Origin of the sequence: Streptomyces sp. NBC_01255, assembly GCF_036226445.1 — a bacterium.
In the GTDB taxonomy this organism is placed as follows: Bacteria; Actinomycetota; Actinomycetes; order Streptomycetales; family Streptomycetaceae; genus Streptomyces.
The window spans coordinates 6,358,901-6,379,495 of sequence record NZ_CP108474.1; the positions used below are offsets into that span (position 1 = coordinate 6,358,901).

Sequence of the window (20,595 nt, forward strand, 5' to 3'; positions counted from 1 at the left end):
CCTAACGAATTGCGGAAAGTGGTCGTCGCGCCCTGTGATGACGACGAGCGTCAGTCGTGGGAGTGCAGCGGCTTGCCGGCCAGGGCCAGGTGGGCCTCGCCGAGCGCCTCGTTCTGCGTCGGGTGGGCGTGGATGAGCTGCGCGACCTCGGCCGGCAGCGCCTCCCAGTTGTAGATCAGCTGCGCTTCGCCGACCTGCTCGCCCATGCGGTCACCGACCATGTGGACGCCGACCACGGCACCGTCCTTGACCTGGACGAGCTTGATCTCGCCCGCGGTCTTGAGGATCTTGCTCTTGCCGTTGCCCGCGAGGTTGTACTTGAGGGCGACGACCTTGTCCGCGCCGTAGATCTCCTTGGCCTTCGCCTCGGTGATGCCGACGGAGGCGACCTCGGGGTGGCAGTACGTCACCCGCGGCACGCCGTCGTAGTCGATCGGCACGGCCTTCAGACCGGCGATCCGCTCGGCGACGAGGATGCCCTCGGCGAAGCCGACGTGCGCGAGCTGGAGGGTGGGGACGAGGTCGCCCACGGCCGAGATCGTCGGCACGTTGGTACGCATGTACTCGTCGACCAGGACGTAGCCGCGGTCCATCGCGACGCCCTGCTCCTCGTACCCGAGACCGGCGGAGACCGGGCCGCGGCCGATCGCGACGAGCAGCACCTCGGCCTCGAAGGTCTTGCCGTCGGCCAGGGTCACCTTGACGCCGCTGTCGGTGTACTCGGCGGACTGGAAGAAGGTGCCGAGGTTGAACTTGATGCCGCGCTTGCGGAACGCGCGCTCAAGAAGCTTCGAGCTGTTCTCGTCCTCGACCGGGACGAGGTGCTTCATGCCCTCGATGACCGTCACGTCGGTGCCGAAGGACTTCCACGCCGAGGCGAACTCGACGCCGATGACGCCGCCACCGAGGATGATCGCGGACTCCGGGACCCGGTCCAGGGTCAGCGCGTGGTCCGAGGTGATGATCCGGTTGCCGTCGATCTCCAGGCCGGGGAGCGACTTCGGCACGGAGCCGGTGGCGAGGAGGACGTGACGACCCTCGACGCGACGGCCGTCGACGTCGACGGAGGTCGGGGAGGAGAGGCGACCCGTGCCCTCGATGTAGGTCACCTTGCGGGAGGCGACGAGACCCTGCAGACCCTTGTACAGGCCCGAGATCACGTCGTCCTTGTACTTGTGCACGCCCTTGATGTCGATGCCCTCGAAGGAGGCCTTGACACCGAACTGCTCCGCCTCGCGCGCCTGGTCGGCGACCTCGCCGGCGTGGAGCAGGGCCTTCGTCGGGATGCAGCCGTTGTGCAGGCAGGTGCCGCCGAGCTTGTTCTTCTCGATCAGTGCGACGTCCAGGCCCAGCTGCGCTCCGCGCAGCGCCGCGGCGTAACCGCCGCTACCGCCGCCGAGGATCACTAGGTCGAAAACGGTGCTGGCGTCGTTCGCCACGTCACGTCCTCCATGCATGTGCGCTCGTCGCCGGTCTTCAGTGACCGGGCGGCGGCTGGTGTTCGGCCGCTATTTTTCGGCCCTGTGGTGGGGGCCCTGTCCTGCCGAGAACCCATCTTCGCACTTGTTGACGGATGGCGGGACGCGGGGCCGTGCTCTGAGACGGCCGATCGTCCGTACGGAGGGATCGCCCCAGCGTACGAACCTACGGATTTCGTCGCGAGCGAACAACCACGAAGGCCCCGGGTGCGTTACCCAGGGCCTTCGCTACGAGGGCGAGCGAGCCGAAGGGGCGCGCCGCTGTCGAAAGGGAGAACGCGCGGAGGTCGCGAAGCGACCGAGCACGATCGACCGTCGACAGCGGCTCAAGCGCCCCGGAGGCGAGCCGAGCCCTGAAAAAGGGGGGAGCTCAGAGCTCGCCGGCCGCCGTGCGCTCGGCCAGCTTCACCAGGGTGCGCACCGAGGAGCCGGTGCCGCCCTTCGGGGTGTACCCGTACGGGGCGCCCTCGTGGAAGGCCGGGCCCGCGATGTCCAGGTGGGCCCAGGTGATGCCCTCGCCCACGAACTCCTGGAGGAAGAGACCGGCGACCAGGCCGCCGCCCATCCGCTCGCCCATGTTGGCGATGTCGGCGGTGGGGGAGTCCATGCCCTTGCGCAGGTCCGCCGGGAGCGGCATCGGCCAGGACGCCTCGCCGACCTCCTCCGCGACCTCGTGGATCGCGGTGCGGTAGTCGTCGTCGTTGGCCATGATGCCGAAGGTGCGGTTGCCCAGGGCCAGCACCATGGCGCCGGTCAGGGTCGCCACGTCGACGATCGCGTCCGGGTGCTCCTCGGAGGCCTTGGTCAGCGCGTCGGCGAGGACGAGCCGGCCCTCGGCGTCGGTGTTGAGGACCTCGACGGTCTTGCCGCTGTACATGCGCAGCACGTCACCCGGGCGGGTGGCGTTGCCGGACGGCATGTTCTCGGCGAGGGCGAGCCAGCCGGTGACGTTGACGGCGAGACCGATGCGGGACGCGGCGACGACGGCGGCGAACACGGCGGCGGCGCCGCTCATGTCGCACTTCATCGTCTCGTTGTGGCCGGCCGGCTTCAGGGAGATGCCGCCGGAGTCGTAGGTGATGCCCTTGCCGACGAGGGCGAGGGTCCGCTCCGCCTTCGGGTGGGTGTAGGCGACGCGGACCAGGCGCGGGCCGCGGACGGCGCCCTTGCCGACACCGAGGATGCCGCCGTAGCCGCCCTTGTCGAGCGCCTTCTCGTCGAGCACCTGCACCTTGAGGCCGTGCTCCTTGCCGGCGGCCGCGACGATGGCGGCGAACGACTCGGGGTAGAGGTCGTTCGGCGGCATGTTGATCAGGTCGCGGGCGCGGTTCATCTCCTCCGCGACGGCCTGGGCGCGCTCGGCGGCGGCCTTGTACGCCTTGTCGCGCGGCTTGGCGCCGAGCAGGGCGACCTCGGCCAGCGGCTTCTTCGCGTCCTTGGCGCTCTCCTGGTACGCGGTGTAGGCGTACGCGCCGAGCAGGGCGCCCTCCGCGACGGCGGCGGCGTCCTCGGCGGAGGCGATCGGCAGCGCGAAGGCGGCCTTCTTCGAGCCGGTCAGGGTGCGGGCGGCCGTACCGGCGGCGCGGCGCAGGGTCTCCGCGCCGAACGACTCGCCGTCCTCGGGGGCGGTGCCCAGGCCGACGGCCAGGACGACGGGGGCCTTGAGACCGGCGGGCGCGGGCAGCTTGATCGCCTCACCCTCGGAACCCGAGGCGCCCAGGGTCTCCAGGACGGCGGCGAGCCGCCCGTCGAAGGCCTTGTCGACAGCCTCGGCGCCCGGGGCGACGACGAGCGTCTTCCCGGTCTTCGCGACGCCGACCACGAGGGCGTCGGCGCGCAGCGTCGCCGCACCGGCAGTGCTGAGAGTGAGAGCAGTCACGGTGGTGAATTCTCGCTTCCATTGAGTTCTTCGGCGGTCGAGGGATGGGCCGACCGTGCCCGCCGCATCGTATTTCGGCCCGGAGAGCGCCGAGAACGAGCCTACGCTCGCTCGCGGCGTTCGCTCACGGCGGCAGTGATTCACTCATCCGTGGTGTCTCTTTCATGTTTACCGTTCAGGCTCGGAGAGCTCGTCCACACTCGCCTCATTCCTGCAAGGCGACGCACTCGCCTTTGCACCATCTGCATCATCTCCACAGGTCCCGCCGAGCCGGCTCCGGCCCGGACGGGCCTGCCGAGGGGGGACACCACCGATGGACTCCGGCCGAATCCGCACGCCCAGAACCGCACCCCGTACCGCCAGGGTCGCGGCGCTCGCCGCCGCCGCACTGCTCGCCACCGTCCTGCCGTCCGCGCAGGCCGTGGCAGCCCCGGCGCCCCGCGTCGACCTGACGGTCCTCGTCGTCGACGACGGCGGCAGCGCCGTCGAGGCGATCACCGCCGAGCTGAAGGGCTCCGGCGTCCCGTACCGCAGGATCGACCTCAACGACCCGAACCGGCCGGTCCTCGACCCGGCCTTCCTCAGCGACACGCTCGACGGCCGCCCGCGCGCCAAGTACCAGGGCGTCGTCCTGCCCCACGAGAGCGCCTTCGGCCCCGACTCCGCCGAGCACACCGCGCTCCAGGCGTACGAGCGGACCTTCGGGATCCCGCAGGTCGACGCCTACACCTGGTCGCACCCGGGCGTCGGCCTCGACTACACCAACGAGGGCGGCTGGTCCGGCGTCCTCGACGGGACCACGGCCGGCGTCACCGCCGCCGGGAAGACGGGGCCCTTCCGGTACCTCGCGGGGGCGCTGACCTTCGAGGACAACGACCCGGCGATCGCCGAGAGTTACGGCTACGCGGGCCGCCCCCGCGCCGGCTTCACCAGCTACCTCGACGTGCCCATCGACGGTGCGGGCGGCGGCCGGGCCAGCCTCGTCGGCGAGTACACCGCCGACGGGCGCCGCGAGCTCGTCGTCACCTTCGCCTACAACCAGTACCAGCGGCAGTTCCGGGCCCTCGCGCGCGGCATCGTCGAATGGCTCACCCAGGGCGTCCACCTCGGCCAGAGCCGCAACTACCTCTCCGTCCACGTCGACGACGTCTTCGCCCCCGACGCCCGCTGGGACTCCACGCTCAACTGCACACCCGGCGACTTCGACTGCGTCGAGGACGACGGGGAGGGCGTCAACCCGATCCGGATGACCGCCGCCGACGCCCAGTACGCCGCCGCCTGGCAGAAGGCCTCCGGCTTCACCCTCGACATGGTCTACAACGGCGGCCAGGGCGAGCAGTGGAAGACCGAGCACGGCGGCACCGACCCGCTCACCACGCAGCTCCTCGCGGACCGCACCCAGTACCGGTGGATCAACCACACCTACACCCACCCCTTCCTCGGCTGCGTCCAGGACAACACCACCGTCCCCTGGCAGTGCGCCAAGGACCTCGCGGGCAACACCCTCTGGGTCAGCCGCTCCGAGCTCTCCGGCCAGATCAGGAACAACCACAACTGGGCCGTGGGCAAGGGCATCTCCGTCGACCGCTCCGAACTCGTCACCGGCGAGCACTCCGGTCTGAGGACCTTGCCCCAGCAGCCCGTCGACAATCCGAACCTCGCCGGTGCCCTCGCCGACAACGGCGTGAAATGGACGGCGAGCGACAATTCCCGCGAGCCGCAGCAACGTTCCCTCGGCACCGGGACCGCCGCCGCGAGGACCGTGCCCCGCCACCCCATGAACGTGTACTACAACGTGGGCACCGCGGCCGAGATGACCGACGAGTACAACTGGATCTACACCTCCCGCGCCGACGGCGGCAGTGGCATCTGCGAGGACAACCCGCTGTCCACCTGCCTGCCCGCCCCGCTCCCCACCACCACGGGATACGCCGAGCGGATCGTCCCGCAGGAGGCCCGCACGGCCCTCTCCCACGTGCTCGGAAACGACCCCCGCCCGCACTACGTGCACCAGTCCAACCTGGCCGAGGAACGGCTCCTCTACCCCGTACTCGACCGCGTACTCTCCGGATACAGGGACCTGTTCGCACCCAGCGCACCCCTGGTGAACCCGCGTCAGAAGGACGTCGGAACCGAGCTGAACCGTCGTGCCGCCTGGGACCAGGCGATCGCCGCAGGAAAGGTCACCGCCTACCGCATCGGCACCACGGTCACCGTCAAGGCCCCGTCCGGCCTCACCGTGCCCGTCACCGCACCCGAGGGCACCCGCAAGCAGGCCCTGCTCGGCTCGACCGCCTTCGGCTCGGCCTACGCGGGCACCCGCTCGGCCTGGACCACGCCCGAACTGCTCCAGACCGCCGTCACACTCACGCTCCCGACCGCCTGACCAGCACGTTCTGGGGGGAACGCACATGCCGAGCCGTGGCCGTCACGTCACCATGCTCACCGAAGGCACCTATCCGCACGTCCACGGCGGCGTCAGCACCTGGTGCGACCAGCTCGTCCGCGGCATGCCGGAGGTCGACTTCGAGATCCTCGCCCTCACCGGCAACGGCCGCGAACCCGTCACCTGGGAGCTGCCGCCCAACATCACCCGGCACACCGCGTTCCCCCTCTGGGGCCACCCCCAGGGGCCGGCCGCGCCCGGTCTGTTCGACCGGGCGCGCCGGCCCCTGCGGGGGCGGGAACGCCGCCGCTTCCTCGACACGTACGAGCGCCTGCTCCTCGCCCTCCTCGACCCGGGCGCGGGCTGCGACTTCGGCACGAGCCTGTACGAGCTGGCCGAGCTCGCCCGGCAGGGACGGCTGACCCCCGCCCTCCGTTCCGAACCGGCCCTGCGCTCCCTCATGTGGATCTGGACCATGCCGCACCTGCCGACGCTTGCGGCCCGGCCCACCGTCCACGACGCGCTCACCGCCACCGACCTGCTGGAACACGCCCTGCGCCCGCTCGCCGCCCGGATAGCCACCGGCAGCGTGGCCCACGCCGTCTCCAGCGGCCTCGCCACGCTGCCCGCCCTCGCCGCGCAGCACTTCGAAGGGGTGCCCTTCCTGCTCACCGAACACGGCATCTACCTCCGCGAGCGCTACCTCGGCTACCGCACCGACGCACAGCGCTGGCCCGTCAAGGCCCTCATGCTCGGCTTCTACCGCGAGCTCAACACGCTCGGCTACCGCAAGGCCGACCTCATCACCCCCTGCAACCAGTACAACCGGCGCTGGGAGGAGCGCGGCGGCGCCCCCGCCGACCGCATCCGCACCGTCTACAACGGCGTCGACCCGGCCCTCTTCCCCGAGGCCGGACCCGAACCCGAGACCCCCACCCTCAGCTGGTGCGGGCGGGTCGACCCCATCAAGGACCTGGAGACCCTGATCCGGGCCTACGCGATCTGCCGCGCCGAACTCCCCGAGCTGCGGCTGCGGTTGTTCGGCCCGGTCCCCGCAGGGAACGAGGACTACCGCACCCGCCTGGAGAAGCTCGCCGCCGAACTCGGCGTCACCGACGGCATCACCTTCGAGGGCCGCGTCTCCGACGTGCCACGCGCCTACGGGGCAGGCAGCGTCGTCATGCTCTCCTCCATCAGCGAGGGCTTCCCCTTCTCCCTCATCGAGGCCATGTCCTGCGGCCGCGCCACCGTCTCGACGGACGTCGGAGGCGTACGGGAGGCCGTCGGCGACACCGGGATCGTCGTCCCGCCCCGTGAACCGGCCGTCATGGCCGCCGCCGTCACCGAACTGCTCAGGGACGGAGCCCGGCGCGCCGAACTCGGCCGCCTGGCGCGCCAGCGGGTCATCGACCGGTTCACCCTGAACCGCTCGGTGGACGGCTTCCGCCAGATCTACCGCGAACTGGCGGGCGAACGCCCGGCCCCCCGCCCCCGCCCCCGGCCCCTCCCCGCCCCGAAGGCGTGGACCGTCCGCATCCCCTCCCCCCGCCGCGTCCCCGCGCCCGCCCCCGCGCCCCTCGTCGTGGGAGGCACCCCCGCATGAGCGGCTCCCTCTGGCTGAAACCCCCGACCGCGGCGACCCCGCTCCCGTCGATCCCCCGCCCCCGGCGGGAGGACACACCGATGCCGGCCCCCGGCCTCGCCGTCGACCCCCTCGACGAACTCGCCGAGCGGCTCGACGCGTTCGTCGCCGTCGCCGTCCACCCGGACGAGATCGCCGCACTCCTCGAATCCGACGGCATGACCGACGACCACATCCGCCTCACCTACGGCCGGGCCGACTCCTTCGCCCTCGCCGAGGACCTCTACGCCCGCGGGGAGCGGCGCCACCCCGCACCGGAGGCGCCGCCCGCCGGGCCCTGGCACAGCGAACTCGCGGGCTGCCTCCTGCGCGGGCTCGTCTTCGCGCTGCCCGGCCTCGCCTACGTCCTGGCCGCGCCGCTCCTCGCCGGGGAGCACGGCCGGTTCGGGCTCCCCGGCGGAACGGTTCCGCTCCTCGCCGGAGCCGTCACCGGCTGGGTGTGGAACCAGGCCCTGTCCCACCGCGCGTACACCTGGCTCGGCCTCGGCGACCGGCCCGCCGCCGCCCGCGCCCTGCTCACCGGCGCCCCGGCGGGCGCCCTCGCCGGATCCGCCGTCGCGCTCGCGGCCGCCGGACCCGGCGAGATCCCGGCGGCCCTGTTCGCCGCCGGCCAGTCGCTCTACCTCGCCGCCGCGACCGTCCTCCTGGTCCTCGGTCGCGAACGGGCCCTGCTCTGCGCCCTGCTGCCGCTCGCCGGAGCCGTCCCCGCCTTCCGCTGGGACCTGCCCGACCTGCTGCGGGCCGGGCTTCTCCTCGCCTCGCTCACCGCCGCCGTCGCCTTCGCGGCGCTCGTCCTCAGGCCGGGCGCGCGGCGCGGGGCGGCGGGCCGGGGCGGGCCCCCGCGCGCGGCCTCCCTCCCGTACGGACTCTTCGGCCTCGGCAGCGGACTGCTCGTCCTCCACGCGGGCATCGGCGACACCCTGGTGAGCGGCGCCGGAGCGGTCGTCGCCCTCACTCTCTCCATGGGACCGGCCGAGTGGCTGCTGCACCGCTTCCGGGGCGAGAGCCTGACCCGGCTGCGGACCCTCACCACGGCCCGCGAGTTCCGCAGGGCGGTCACCGGCACCCTCGTCCTCTGCCTCGGCGGCTACCTCACCGTCCTCGTCGGCCTCACCCTCGCCGCGACCCTGGCCTGGCCGGGCGCGCCCTGGCCGACGCTCCCGCGCCTCGTCACGCTGCTCGTGATCGGGACCGTGCTCTGGCTGGGACTGCTGCTCCAGGCCTTCGGCTCGGTGACGAGCGCGGCGGCCGTCTGCCTGATCGCGGCGGCGGCTCAGACCGCGGTGCCCGCGGCGGGCCCGGCGGCGACCGGGGGAGCGGCGGCGCTGCTCGCCGTCCTCACCTGTGTTCTGCTGGTACGACCGACCGCCCACCGCGCGTAGAGGGTGACCGTGACGCCTGCCCTCCTGGTGCCGTACTACGAGCACCCCGCCGACCGCCCCGAGGCCTGGTCGGCCCTCGTCGCCGCCGCGCCCTCCCTCCACGGCGTCGTCCTCAACCCGGCGAGCGGCGCGGGCGAGGCGCCCGACCCGGCGTTCGCCGAGGTGTCCGCGCGGCTGCGGGAGGCCGGTGTCCGCGTCCTCGGGTACGTGGACACCGCCTACGGCCGCCGCCCGCACGCCGAGATCGTCACCGAACTGCTCCGGCACCGGGACTGGTACGGCGCCGACGGGACCTTCCTCGACCAGGTGACGACGGCGCCCGGCGGCCTCGCCCACTACCGGCGGATCGCGGTGGCGGCCCGGGCCGCCGGGGCCGCTGCCCTCGTCCTCAACCACGGCGCCCACCCGGACCCGGGGTACGAGGAGTTCGCCGACCTCCTCGTCACCTTCGAGGGCCCCTGGGACACGTACCGGACACTCGACCTCCCGGTCGCCCCGCACTACTGCCACCTCGTCTACGCGGCCCCGCCCGGGGTCCGCCCGGCCACCCCGGTGCACTGCGCCGTCCCCGGCACGGGCGCCCACCCCTGGGGCACCCTGCCGCACCTCCTGGAGCCCGCCCGATGAGACGCCTCCTGCCCCTGCTCGCGGGCCTGTTGCTGCTGGCCACGGCCTGTACGACGGCCCCCGACCCCGACCCGAAACCCTCGCCGGACGACCGCTGGCGGCCGAAGCCCGGCCTGGCCTGGCAGTGGCAGCTCAGCGGCCGTCTCGACCCGACCGTCGACGTCCCGGTGTACGACATCGACGGCTTCGACCACCCGGCGTCCACCGTGCAGGACCTGCACGCCCGCGGCCGCAAGGTCATCTGCTACCTCTCCACCGGCGCCTGGGAGGACTTCCGCCCGGACGCCGCCCGCTTCCCGAAGTCCGTCCTCGGCAAGGGCAACGGCTGGGACGGCGAGCGCTGGCTCGACATCCGCCGCACCGACGTCCTCGAACCGCTGATGGCGAAGCGGCTCGACATGTGCCGGGACAAGGGCTTCGACGCCGTCGAACCCGACAACATGGACGGCTACAAGAACCGCACCGGCTTCCCCCTCACCGCCGCCGACCAGCTCCGCTACAACCGCCTCATCGCCCGCCTGGCCCACGACCGGGGCCTCGCGGTGGGCCTCAAGAACGACCTGGACCAGATCCCGCGGCTGCTCCCGGACTTCGACTTCGCGGTCAACGAACAGTGCGCCGAGTACGACGAGTGCGGCCGCCTGGCCCCGTTCGTGGCGGCGGGCAAGGCGGTCTTCCACGTCGAGTACGAACGGGACGCCCGCGACTTCTGCCCCCAGGCCCGGAAGCTGGGCCTCAGCTCGATGCAGAAGCGCTACGAGCTGGGGGTCTGGCGCCGGGCCTGCTAGGCCCTGTCCGGCGGACAGAGGCTCATCCGCCGAGGGGTGCCGCACCGAATACCTCCTGAGGACGTCATCCCGACCCGTGACCGGACCCGTCCGGGGACCGGGCCCCAGGAGGAGGAAGCACCATGAACACCGCGCACCTCATGCGCCGTATCGCGGCCCTCGGCGCCGCCGTCGTACTCCCGGTGTCGCTGGTAGTGCTCGCCCCGCAGGCCTTTGCCGCGGACACGGACGGTCCGTTCGGACCGGGCTGTGCCGCCGTGCCCACCGAGGGTGACGGAAGCTTCGACGGCATGGCCGACGACCCGGTGGCGACGGCCGCGTCGAACAACCCGGAACTGTCCACTCTCGTCGCGGCCGTCCAGAAGGCCGGTCTCGTCGACACACTGAACAACGCCGAGGACATCACCGTGTTCGCACCGACGAACGACGCCTTCGCGAAGATCCCGAAGGCGGACCTGGACAAGGTCCTCGCGGACAAGGCCGCCCTCACCAAGATCCTCACCTACCACGTCGTGGGCGAGGAGATCGACAAGGCCGCGCTCGCCGACGGGTCGTTCAAGACGCTCCAGGGCGGCACGGTCACGACCGACGGCTCCGGCGACGCTTTCGTCGTCAACGACACCGCCAAGATCGTCTGTGGCGATGTGCCGACGTCCAACGCCACCGTCCACATCATCGACACCGTCCTGATGCCGAAGTGACGGTCGCCCCTCCGTTCCCTTCCTTCCACCGCGTGACGACGGTCGCGGACCCCCGGGTCCGCGACGTCGCGTGTCGCCGTCGGCCGTCGCCCCCGCGGCGGCGGATCAGGCGGGTCATCGGTGCTCATGTCGTCACCCGGAACGTGGACGAATCCCGGGACGCTCCTGCCGCGGCCGTCAGCCCAGGGTGAGTGCCACGAGCGCCACGGTCGCCGCCGTCTCCTCCAGCGCGCCGAACACGTCGCCCGTCACCCCGCCGAAGCGCCGCACACACCGGCGCAGCAGCAGGGCCGCCGCGCACAGGGCCGCGCCGGCCGCGAGGACGTTGCGTACCGCGTCGTACGGGGAGAAGAGGAGGCCCGCGCCCGCGCACGCCACCAGGACGAGCGCGGTCGCGAGGGTCGCGGAGCGGACCGGGACCGTCGCCGCGACGATCGCGCCGAGGCCCTCGGGGCGGGCCGCGGGGACGCCGTGGCGGGAGGCGTGGGTGAGGGCGAGGCGGGCGACGGTCGCGGCGAGGACGGCGGCGACCGTGCCGTGCGCCCAGCCCTCCTCGTACAGGCGGAAGAGAGCGGCGACCTGGGCGAGCAGGACGAGGAGGATCGTGATGACGCCGAACGGTCCGATGTCCGACTGCTTCATGATGCGCAGCGCGTCCTCGGCGGGCTTGGCGCTGCCGAGGCCGTCCGCCGTGTCCGCGAGGCCGTCGAGGTGGAGCCCCCGGGTGAGGACGGCGGGGACGGCGGTGGCGACGACGGCCGCGAGGAACGGGCCCGAGCCGAGCAGCAGGAACGTCCCGCCGAGTGCGGCGGAGGCGAGGCCGACGACGAGTCCCGCGAGCGGGGCGCAGAGCATGCCGGCGCGTGCCGCGTCCCGGTCCCAGCGGGTGATGCGGGCGGGGAGCACGGTGAGGGTGCCGAAAGCGAAACGCAGGCCGTCCATCCGGGCAGGGTAATCGCCGCCTCCGGACGGTAGATTGCGCATAACGCTCATATCGGAACGAGGTGGCATGGGTCACTGGTTCACCCGGAACATCGTCGAGCCGGGGAAGCTCCCGACGCTGCTCGCTCTGACCTCGTTCGTCCTGACATTCCTGGTCACCCGGACCGTCACCCGGCTCATCAGGGCCGGGAAGGGCCCCTTCAAGAACGTCTCCTCCGGGGGGCTCCACATCCATCACGTCGTGCCCGGCGTCGTCCTCGCCGTCATCGGAGGCTTCGGCGCGGTCGGCAGCGGCCGGCACGGCCTCGGCGCGGCGGTCTTCGCCGTCGTCTTCGGGATCGGCGCGGGGCTTGTCCTCGACGAGTTCGCGCTGATCCTCCACCTCGACGACGTGTACTGGACGGACGACGGCCGCAAGAGCGTCGAGGTGGTCGTGCTCACCGCGGCCCTGGTCGGCCTGGCCCTGAGCGGCTTCTCCCCGCTCGGCGTCGACGACCTGACCACCGACGAACGGCAGGACCGCGTCACCTTCATCCTGACCCTCGCCCTGAACTTCCTCCTCGTCCTGATCACCCTGGTCAAGGGGAAGTTCCGGATGGCCGTGCTGGGCGTCCTGGTCCCGTTCGTGGCGATCGTCGGAGCCGTCCGTCTGGCCCGCCCCGGCTCCTGGTGGTCCCGGCACTTCTACGGCCGCCGGCACCGGGCCCGCGCCCGCTCCCGCATCCGGACGTACCGCCACGACAAGCGCTGGACCAAGGTGCGGCGCCGCTTTCAGGACCTGATCGGCGGCTTCCAGGAGCGGGTCCCGGGCCGGGGCTCGACCCCGTCCGACCCGCCGTCCTGACCCCGGCCCCGGCCCCGCTCCCGCCCGGCCTGGATCGCGATCAGGACGAGGACGCCCGCGATGGCGGCCAGATGCTCCTTGCCCGCCAGGTTCGGCTTGATGATCACCTCGACGACCATGGCCACGACCACCGCGCCCCCGGTCCACCACGCCCGGTAGCGCCAGCAGACGTAGACGGCGAGGCCCACCACGGCCGCCGACGGGCCGGTGTCGACCACCTGCGCGTCGGTCGCGGGAAGGCCGAGCGGGCCGTCCGGCCCGAGGGCGATGCCCACGCGTGCGTACAGCGTCCCGGACAGCGTGGCCAGATAGGCGACGGCGAGGGTCCGCCACCGCCCGAGACAGATCTCCGCGATCCCGAACACCAGCAGGACCTGGGCCAGGGCGCCCCACACGGGCAGGTCGAGGGCGGGGACGAAGAGTGAGAGCGGGGTCCGCAGCAGGGAGAGCCACAGCGGGTCCTCGGCCCGTACGGAACCGATGTCCTGGACCGGCTGGTACCCCCAGTCCTGGTTCTGTACGAGCTGGAAGAGGGCCGTCAGACAGACGGCGGCCAGCGTCATCGGGACCGCGCGCCACTTCCGGGCGACGAGCCCAGCCCGTACGGTGCCGAACAGCGGTCCCCACTCGCGGTGGGCGAAACGTGTCACGGAACTGCTCAACGCCCGCTCTCCAGGTGCTTGCGGTGCAGCCACTTCGGCAGCCCGGGGGCTTCGAGGAAGCCCTCGGCCCGGCCGGCGGCGAGGCCGATGCGCAACAGGTCGGCGCTCTTCTCGAAGAGCATGAATCGCGGCTCCCAGATCGGTCGGTACTTGGCGTTGGCGCGGTACAGCGACTCGATCTGCCACCAGCGGGAGAAGAAGCTGAGCAGCGAGCGCCACATGCGCAGCACGGGCCCCGCGCCGAGCTTCGAGCCGCGTTCGAAGACGGAGCGGAACATCGCGAAGTTCAGCGAGACCTGAGTGATCCCGATCTCCTTGGCGCGCTGGAGGAGCTCGATCACCATGAACTCCATCAGCCCGTTCTCGGAGTCCCGGTCACGGCGCATCAGGTCGAGGGAGAGCCCCTTGGGGCCCCACGGCACGAAGGACAGCACCGCCCGCAGCGCACCTTCCCCGTCCGTGCACTCCAGCATCACGCAGCGCCCGTCCCGCGGGTCTCCCAGCCGCCCGAGCGCCATCGAGAATCCCCGCTCGGTCGCCCCGTCCCGCCAGTCGTCGGCCTTGCGGAGCAGCTCGTCCATCTCCTCGGCCGGGATGTCCTCGTGGCGCCGGATGCGGACCTCGTAACCGGCCCGCTTGACCCGGTTGAAGGCCTGCCGGACCGTCCGCATCGCCCGGCCGTCGAGCGTGAACTCGTCCGTCTCGACGATCGCCTCGTCGCCCAGCTCCAGGGCGTCCAGGCCGTGCCGGGCGTAGATGACCCCGGCCTCCTCGCTCGCGCCCATCACGGCCGGGATCCAGCCGTGCTCGCGGGCCTCGACGAGCCAGGGCTCGATCGCACCGGGCCAGGCCTCGGGGTCGCCGATCGGGTCGCCGGAGGCGAGCGAGACCCCGCCGACCACCCGGTAGACGACGGCGGCCTTCTCGCTCGGCGACCACACGACGCTCTTCTCGCGGCGCAGCGCGAAGTAACCGAGCGAGTCACGGTCCCCGTGCTTGTCGAGGAGGATCCGCAGCCGGTCCTCGTCCTCCCCGGTCAGCGGGTCGGTGGCCCGCCGGGCGCGGAAGGCGGCGAAGAGCACCGCGAAGAGCAGCAGCGTCGAGAGGACGTTGATGGTGACGTCGACCCAGCCGGGGGTGGAGATCCCGGCGAAGCGCGAGTCGTCGGCGGCCAGGGTCACCAGCCGCATCACGCCGTACCGCCAGCGCTCCAGGAAGGTGGAGGGGGCGGTGGAGGTGTTGGTGACGGTGACCAGGACGGCGGCGAGCAGCGAGGTGACGAGCAGTCCGCCGACCGCGACGATCGCGGCGAGCAGCGGGTTGGAGCGGTCGCCCTTCGCGTAGAACTCCTTGCGGCCCAGGAGCAGCGCCAGGACGAAGGCGGCGGTCAGGGCGAGCGACACCCAGTTCTGGGCGTGCTGCCGGATCTCCGGGAAGACCATCACGACGGCGAAGAGCAGCAGGAACAGGCCGGCGAGCACCATGTTGAGGATCCACGCGGCCCGCTTGCGGCGGCGCATGGTGATCGCCAGGAAGAGCGTGAAGACGCCCGAGGCGAAGCCCGCGGTGAGCATGTACGGGGTGAAGTAGTTGTCCTCGTTGTGGCGGCGCAGGTCCTGACCGAACGAGACCCAGACGGCGCTCAGGAAGTTGATGAACGTGACGGCGCGCAGGTACCAGACGGCGAACGCGGCGCTGCGCCGCGAACGGACGGTGGAGCCTCGGGGCGCTGCTTCGGCGGACAAACGGACCTCTCCCATGAAAAGCGATCATATGGGGCATCGCTTCTCGTGCGGAGACGCCGGAGGCGGCCACGCGCGCGTCGCGCGTGACCGCCCCGGAGTCGGACGATCCGTCTTCCCCGCGTCTCCCCGTCAGGCCTCCGGAGCGCCCTCGGTCTGAGGAGCGGTCTCGGCGTCCGGAGCGCCCTCGGCGTCCGGAGTGGTCGGATCCGGTCGCTCGGGCAGCTCCGCGGCGAACGCCGCCGCGGCCTGGACGAGGGGAAGCGCGAGCAATGCCCCGGTTCCCTCGCCTACATGGACGCCGTGGTCGAGCAGAGGGTTGAGTGCCATCCGGTCCAGCGCCTTTGCCTGCGCCGGCTCCCCGCTCACCTGACCCGCCAGCCACCAGTCCGGCGCGCGGAACGCCGCCCGCTGCGCCACCAGCGCGCAGGCCGCCCCCACCACCCCGTCCAGGATCACCGGCATCCGCCGCACCGACGCCTGGAGCAGGAAGCCCGTCATCGCCGCCAGGTCCGCGCCGCCGACCGCCGCGAGCAGCTCCAGCTGGTCGCCGAGGACCGGCCGGGCCCGCCGCAACGCGTCCCGGACCGCCGCGCACTTGCGCATCCACGCCAGGTCGTCGATCCCCGCGCCGCCCCGGCCCGTCACCACGGAGGCGTCCGTCCCGCACAGCGCCGCGATCAGCGTCGACGCCGGAGTCGTCCCGCCCACGCTCAGATCCCCGAGCACCACCAGATCGGTGCCCGAGTCCGCCTCCTCGTCGGCGATCGCCATGCCGAGCCGGACCGCCGCCTCGGTCTCCTCGACCGTCAGCGCGTTCTCCACGTCGATCCGGCCGCTGCCCCGCCGCACCCGGTGGCGCACCACCTCGGCGGGCAGCAGCTCCGGCTCGCAGTCCAGACCGGCGTCCACGACCCGTACCGGCACGCTCATCGAGCGGGCCAGGACGGCGATCGGGCTCGCCCCGTCCAGGACCGCGCGCACCAGCTCGTGCGCGGTGCCGGGCGTACGGCCCGACACGTCCAGCGAGGCCACCCCGTGGTCGCCCGCGAAGAGCAGCACCTTCGGCTGCTCGATCGCCCGCACCTTCACGGTCGCCTGCGCGGCCGACAGCCACTCACCGAGCTCGTCGAGCCGGCCGAGCGCCCCCGGCGGCACGCTCAGCCGCTCACGGCGCTCCTCGGCGTCACGCCGGATCCCCCCGTCGGGGCGCTCGATCAGATCGGAGAAGTCGTCCAGGTTCACGGGTTCCGCCTTGAGACAATCAGCGAGGGCCATCGGTGTTGGCACCCTACCCGCGCAGCACCAGCGCCTGACCGGCGACCACGAGGAGGACCTCCTCGCACTCCTCGGCGAAGGCCGCGTTCAGCCGGCCCAGCTCGTCCCGGAACCGCCGCCCCGACGCCGTGCCCGGCACGACCCCCGAGCCCACCTCGTTCGTCACCGCGACGACCGTGCGGCGCGTGGCCCGCACCGCCGCGACCAGCTCCGCCGTCCGCTCCCGCAGCGCCGCCTGCCCGCCGTCCGCCCACCGCTCGTCGTCCCAGGCGCCCACCCGGTCCATGGCGTCGGTCAGCCACAGCGACAGACAGTCGACGAGGAGCGCGGGACCGTCCTCGGCGAGCAGCGGTACGAGGTCACAGGTCTCGGCGGTACGCCACGCACCCGGCCGCCGCTCCCGGTGCAGCCCCACGCGCTCCGCCCAGTCCGGGTCGCCCTCCCGGGTCCCGCCCGTCGCCACGTACAGCACCTCGGGGAAGGTCTCCAGGCGCCGCTCGGCCTCCACGGACTTCCCCGACCGGGCCCCGCCGGTCACCAGCGTCCGCCGCGGCACGTCCGGCACCTCGTGGTACTCGCCCACGTACAGCGTCGTCCCGTCCGGCACCGCCCGCGCCCCCGCCGCCGCGAGCCGCCGGTCCAGCGCGGCCCCCGTCGGCACGTCGTGGTCCAGGTGGACGGCGATCACCTCGGTGGCCGGCCCGACCGCCCCGGTGGCGCGCAGCCGCGCCAGCGCGTCCGGACGGCCCGTCACATCGGCGACGACCATGTCGTACGGCACGCCGCCGTCCTCCGAAAGCCCCGCCGGAGCCCCGCCGGGCGGCAGATAGAGCAGCCGCTCGCCGTCCGCCGACGTCACCTCGTACCCCGTACCGGGGGAGTCCATGGGAACAGCCCGCACCCGGTGCCCGGAGATCAGCGTCAACTCCCGTCCGTCCGGCACCCTCCCGGCGGTGGGCAGCCCGGCGGGCACCTCGACGGCGGGCCCGTCGTGGGGATGGGTCAGCAGCACCTGCCGCACACCGACGAGCGAATGGCCCGAACGGGCCGCCGCGAGCGCGGCCCCCGGGGTGAGGTCGAGCAGCAGGGCACCGTCGATGAGCAGCGCGGTCGCGGCCCGGGCGCGGGTCCCGCGGGAGAGCGCGCAGACGGCGCAGGGGCAGTCGGGGCGGGGGAGCCCGAGGGGGGCGCCGGTGCCGAGCAGAGTCAGTTCCACCCTCAGATCCTCCCGCGCCACCGCGAGGCGTGCGCGCCCGGCTACGCTGCGGGCAGGAAACCGATCATCCGGTGAGCGCCTGGAGGCGGACATGGCATGGACGTGGCGGTTCGAGAAGTCCGACGGCACGGAGGTCGAGCCGGTGGTGACTCCCGAGGAGTTCACCACCCAGGGCGACGCCGAGAGCTGGATCGGCGAGCACTGGCGTGACCTCCTGGGCGGCGGCGCGGACCAGGTGACGCTCTCGGAGGACGGCGCCAAGATCTACGGCCCGATGCCCCTGGACGCGGAGGGCTAGAGCACCCGGCGGCCGGGGGGTGCGGGGGCCGTGCCCCCGCACCCCTGATCGTCCGTGGTGAGGGGAGCAGCCGGGTACGGGCACGCGCCCGCGATCCCGCGATCAGCCCCGGACGCCGCACAGGTGCAGCAGCGCCGCGATCCGCCGGTACGGCTCCGTGCGGCCCGCCCGGTCCTCGGCGGCGAGCAGCCGGTCCAGCTCCTCGGCGGCCGGCAGGCCCGTCTCGGGCGGGACGCCGTCGGTGAAGACCCGCACGCCGTACCAGGCGTGCAGCGGCGCGGCGATCCCCGCGAGAGTCGACGTCAGCGCGTCGAGCCGGTCGGCCCGCACCTTCACGCCGTTGTCGTCGGTGTAGACATCGGTGTCGAAGCCCGCGAGGGCACCCGACCAGTCGCCGGCGAGCCCCGGGCGCAGGGCGAGCGCCTCCGCGTTCCGGACGACGAGGGAGAGCAGGCCACCGGGGGCCAGCATCCGGGCCAGACCCGCGAGCAGCGCGTCCGGCTCGTCCGCGTACATGAGCACGCCGTGGCAGAGGACCACGTCGAAGCTGCCGGGCAGGAAGTGGACGCCGGTCTCGCGGCCGTCGCCCTCGATCATCCGGACCCGCTCGCGGATTCCGGCGGGCTCCGTCGCCAGCGACTCGCGCGCCGACTTCAGCAGCTCGGGATCGGCCTCCAGGCCGGTCACGGTGTGTCCGGCGCGGGCCAGGCGCAGCGCCTGTGTGCCCTGACCCATGCCCGCGTCGAGGATCCGCAGCCGCTGCCCCACGGGGTAGCGGGCGGATATCTGCTCGTCGAGCTGGCGGGCGATGATCTCCTGCCGGATGGTGTCGCGCAGCCCGCCGTGTCCGGCGGGCCAGTGCGCGACGGCGGGCAGCACGGCGCCGCCCGTCGCCGACGCGTCCACGCCGAAGGCACGTTCATCGAGCGCACCCCCGTCGGGCGCACGCTCATCCAGCGCACGCCCGTCGGGCGCGCCCTCGTCGAAAGCGTGCCCGCCGAGGCCCGAGCTGTCGGCGCTCAGGGCCGCTCTCCGCGCTTGACCTGCGGCTTCGGCAGCCGCAGGCGGCGCATCTGGAGCGTACGCATGAGGCCGTAGGCCACGGCGCCGCGCTTCGGCTCGTTCGGGAAGCGCTCGTTCAGCTGCTTCTTCAGCCGGAGCCAGATGCCGATCGAGTCGATCACGATCAGGATGATCACGCCGAGCCACAGCAGCAGTGAGATGTTCTGCAGGGCGCGGTTCGCGTTCCCGAAGAGCGACAGCACGAGGATCACCACGGCCATCGGCAGGAAGAACTCGGCGATCGCGAAGCGCGAGTCGACGAAGTCGCGCACGAACTTGCGCACCGGACCCTTGTCGCGGGCCGGCAGATAGCGCTCGTCACCGCTCGCCAGCGCCTCGCGCTGCCGGGCCAGGTCCGAGCGACGCGCCTCGCGCTGACGCTTGGCGGCCTCCTTGCGGTCGGTCGGCACCGTCGCGGCGCGCCGACGCTGGGTCTGCGCTTCGCTCCGCTTCGGTGTCGGGCGGCCCTTCGGGGCCTCGGGGTCGCGGGGCTGAGTGGTGGAAGGGTCCGCCGTCACCTTGTCGGTGGGGGCCTTCTCGTCCTTCGAACGGCTACGGAACACAAAACCCAAGGGTACGGGGTGGTGGGCATGGACCCCAGCCCGGGCGGGAACGATCCGCTAACGGACTGCGTCTACGGCGGTACGTACGCAGGACGCACGGGGTTTCCACGGGGCATCCCCGAGATCCATCTACACCCTGGGCGGGAGGGAGACCGCACGCAGTCGTCCTTGGGGAGGAGCGCATCCCGCTCCGAACAGTGCGGTAATAGAGACAGGGCCCGTACTGTGGACCTTGTTGGAGAGCTGGAGCCGAAGTCCGTCAGAAGGGGGCGCGCGAAGCCCATGAGCGGTGTCATGAAGCGTATGGGGATGATCTTCCGCGCGAAGGCGAACAAGGCCCTTGACCGGGCCGAGGATCCGCGCGAGACGCTCGATTACTCCTACCAGAAGCAGCTGGAGCTGCTGCAGAAGGTGCGGCGCGGTGTGGCCGACGTCGCCACCTCCCGCAAGCGGCTCGAACTCCAGCTGAACCAGTTGCAGGGCCAGTCCGCCAAGCTGGAGGACCAGGGCCGCAAGGCGCTGGCGCTCGGCCGCGAGGACCTGGCGCGCGAGGCGCTGTCCCGGCGGGCCGCGCTCCAGCAGCAGGTCAGCGACCTGGAGGTGCAGCACCAGACGCTGCAGGGCGAGGAGGAGAAGCTGACGCTCGCGGCGCAGCGCCTCCAGGCCAAGGTCGACGCCTTCCGCACGAAGAAGGAGACGATCAAGGCGACCTACACGGCCGCCCAGGCCCAGACCCGGATCGCCGAGTCGTTCTCCGGGATCTCGGAGGAGATGAGCGACGTCGGTCTCGCGATCCAGCGGGCCGAGGACAAGACCGCTCAGCTCCAGGCGCGCGCGGGCGCGATCGACGAGCTGCTCGCCTCGGGTGCCCTCGACGACCAGTCCGGGCTCGCCAAGGACGACATCCAGGCGGAGCTGGACCGGCTCTCGGGCGGTACGGACGTGGAGCTGGAGCTCCAGCGGATGAAGGCCGAGCTGGCCGGAGGCCCTTCGGCGCAGCAGCAGGCGCTCGAGGGCGGCGGCGAGGCCGCACCGCAGGACAGTACGCAGCAGCAGTCCCACCCGCGGTTCGAGAAGTAGGCCGAAGCCAGGCGACAGACAGGAC

18 protein-coding genes are annotated in these 20,595 nt (G+C 72.5%); 9 read left to right on the plus strand and 9 right to left on the minus strand.

Annotated features, from left to right (window positions below):
* Positions 1-50: 50 nt before the first annotated feature.
* Positions 51-1,439 (minus strand): dihydrolipoyl dehydrogenase, encoded by a 1,389-nt coding sequence (lpdA, locus tag OG357_RS28795; protein ID WP_317594395.1) that lies wholly within the window; start codon positions 1,437-1,439, stop codon positions 51-53.
* Between the two features lie 409 nt (positions 1,440-1,848).
* Complete coding sequence (locus tag OG357_RS28800) at positions 1,849-3,357, minus strand: leucyl aminopeptidase (RefSeq protein WP_329623918.1); 1,509 nt, start codon at positions 3,355-3,357, stop codon at positions 1,849-1,851.
* A 313-nt stretch (positions 3,358-3,670) separates the two neighbouring features.
* Here OG357_RS28800 and OG357_RS28805 point away from each other — a divergent pair, with 313 nt between their 5' ends.
* The 6 genes from OG357_RS28805 to OG357_RS28830 all read left to right on the plus strand — a co-directional run bounded on the left by OG357_RS28805 (position 3,671) and on the right by OG357_RS28830 (position 10,883).
* Entirely contained in the window at positions 3,671-5,743 is a 2,073-nt protein-coding gene (locus tag OG357_RS28805) for an Agd3-related carbohydrate deacetylase (RefSeq protein WP_329623919.1), read from the plus strand.
* Between the two features lie 25 nt (positions 5,744-5,768).
* Positions 5,769-7,346, plus strand: coding sequence for a GT4 family glycosyltransferase PelF (pelF, locus tag OG357_RS28810; protein WP_329623920.1), 1,578 nt, complete (start codon positions 5,769-5,771; stop codon positions 7,344-7,346).
* On the plus strand, positions 7,343-8,767 hold the full coding sequence (locus tag OG357_RS28815; RefSeq protein ID WP_329623921.1) for a hypothetical protein: 1,425 nt from the start codon (positions 7,343-7,345) through the stop codon (positions 8,765-8,767). Before pelF ends, OG357_RS28815 begins: the two co-directional genes overlap by 4 nt.
* A gap of 9 nt (positions 8,768-8,776) precedes the next feature.
* Positions 8,777-9,394, plus strand: a complete 618-nt coding sequence (locus OG357_RS28820) for a spherulation-specific family 4 protein (protein WP_329623922.1) — start codon at positions 8,777-8,779, stop codon at positions 9,392-9,394.
* Positions 9,391-10,182 carry an endo alpha-1,4 polygalactosaminidase gene (locus OG357_RS28825; protein WP_329623923.1) on the plus strand — a complete coding sequence of 264 codons (792 nt, stop codon included), beginning with the start codon at positions 9,391-9,393 and terminating at the stop codon, positions 10,180-10,182. Before OG357_RS28820 ends, OG357_RS28825 begins: the two co-directional genes overlap by 4 nt.
* Positions 10,183-10,304: 122 nt before the next feature.
* Positions 10,305-10,883 (plus strand): fasciclin domain-containing protein, encoded by a 579-nt coding sequence (locus OG357_RS28830; RefSeq protein WP_329623924.1) that lies wholly within the window; start codon positions 10,305-10,307, stop codon positions 10,881-10,883.
* Between the two features lie 177 nt (positions 10,884-11,060).
* On the opposite strand, the gene cobS is transcribed toward OG357_RS28830, so the two are convergent.
* Positions 11,061-11,825 carry an adenosylcobinamide-GDP ribazoletransferase gene (gene cobS, locus OG357_RS28835; protein ID WP_329623925.1) on the minus strand — a complete coding sequence of 255 codons (765 nt, stop codon included), beginning with the start codon at positions 11,823-11,825 and terminating at the stop codon, positions 11,061-11,063.
* A 67-nt stretch (positions 11,826-11,892) separates the two neighbouring features.
* Here cobS and OG357_RS28840 point away from each other — a divergent pair, with 67 nt between their 5' ends.
* Entirely contained in the window at positions 11,893-12,669 is a 777-nt protein-coding gene (locus OG357_RS28840; protein ID WP_329623926.1) for a hypothetical protein, read from the plus strand.
* Here the strand turns inward: OG357_RS28840 and OG357_RS28845 are convergent.
* The 4 genes from OG357_RS28845 to OG357_RS28860 form a co-directional block, all read right to left on the minus strand.
* Positions 12,597-13,319, minus strand: a complete 723-nt coding sequence (locus tag OG357_RS28845; protein ID WP_329623927.1) for a hypothetical protein — start codon at positions 13,317-13,319, stop codon at positions 12,597-12,599. The two genes, OG357_RS28840 and OG357_RS28845, sit on opposite strands and share 73 nt — an antisense overlap.
* Positions 13,320-13,327: 8 nt before the next feature.
* Positions 13,328-15,091 carry a phosphatidylglycerol lysyltransferase domain-containing protein gene (locus tag OG357_RS28850; RefSeq protein ID WP_329623928.1) on the minus strand — a complete coding sequence of 588 codons (1,764 nt, stop codon included), beginning with the start codon at positions 15,089-15,091 and terminating at the stop codon, positions 13,328-13,330.
* Positions 15,092-15,205: 114 nt separating this feature from the next.
* A complete protein-coding gene (gene cobT / locus OG357_RS28855) occupies positions 15,206-16,318 on the minus strand; it encodes a nicotinate-nucleotide--dimethylbenzimidazole phosphoribosyltransferase (RefSeq protein WP_329623929.1) in 1,113 nt (370 codons plus the stop codon).
* 46 nt (positions 16,319-16,364) lie between these two features.
* On the minus strand, positions 16,365-17,567 hold the full coding sequence (locus tag OG357_RS28860; RefSeq protein ID WP_329623930.1) for a bifunctional adenosylcobinamide kinase/adenosylcobinamide-phosphate guanylyltransferase: 1,203 nt from the start codon (positions 17,565-17,567) through the stop codon (positions 16,365-16,367).
* 91 nt (positions 17,568-17,658) lie between these two features.
* Here OG357_RS28860 and OG357_RS28865 point away from each other — a divergent pair, with 91 nt between their 5' ends.
* Complete coding sequence (locus OG357_RS28865; protein ID WP_024758380.1) at positions 17,659-17,865, plus strand: hypothetical protein; 207 nt, start codon at positions 17,659-17,661, stop codon at positions 17,863-17,865.
* 102 nt (positions 17,866-17,967) lie between these two features.
* On the opposite strand, the gene OG357_RS28870 is transcribed toward OG357_RS28865, so the two are convergent.
* The gene (locus tag OG357_RS28870; protein WP_443066827.1) at positions 17,968-18,744 is read right to left on the minus strand and encodes a class I SAM-dependent methyltransferase; all 777 of its coding nucleotides are present in this window, start codon (positions 18,742-18,744) and stop codon (positions 17,968-17,970) included.
* Positions 18,745-18,884: 140 nt separating this feature from the next.
* A complete protein-coding gene (locus tag OG357_RS28875) occupies positions 18,885-19,490 on the minus strand; it encodes a DUF3043 domain-containing protein (RefSeq protein ID WP_317594378.1) in 606 nt (201 codons plus the stop codon).
* Between the two features lie 282 nt (positions 19,491-19,772).
* Between OG357_RS28875 and OG357_RS28880 the strand changes: the two genes are divergently transcribed.
* Positions 19,773-20,570, plus strand: coding sequence for a PspA/IM30 family protein (locus OG357_RS28880; protein ID WP_329623931.1), 798 nt, complete (start codon positions 19,773-19,775; stop codon positions 20,568-20,570).
* Positions 20,571-20,595 lie beyond the last annotated feature (25 nt).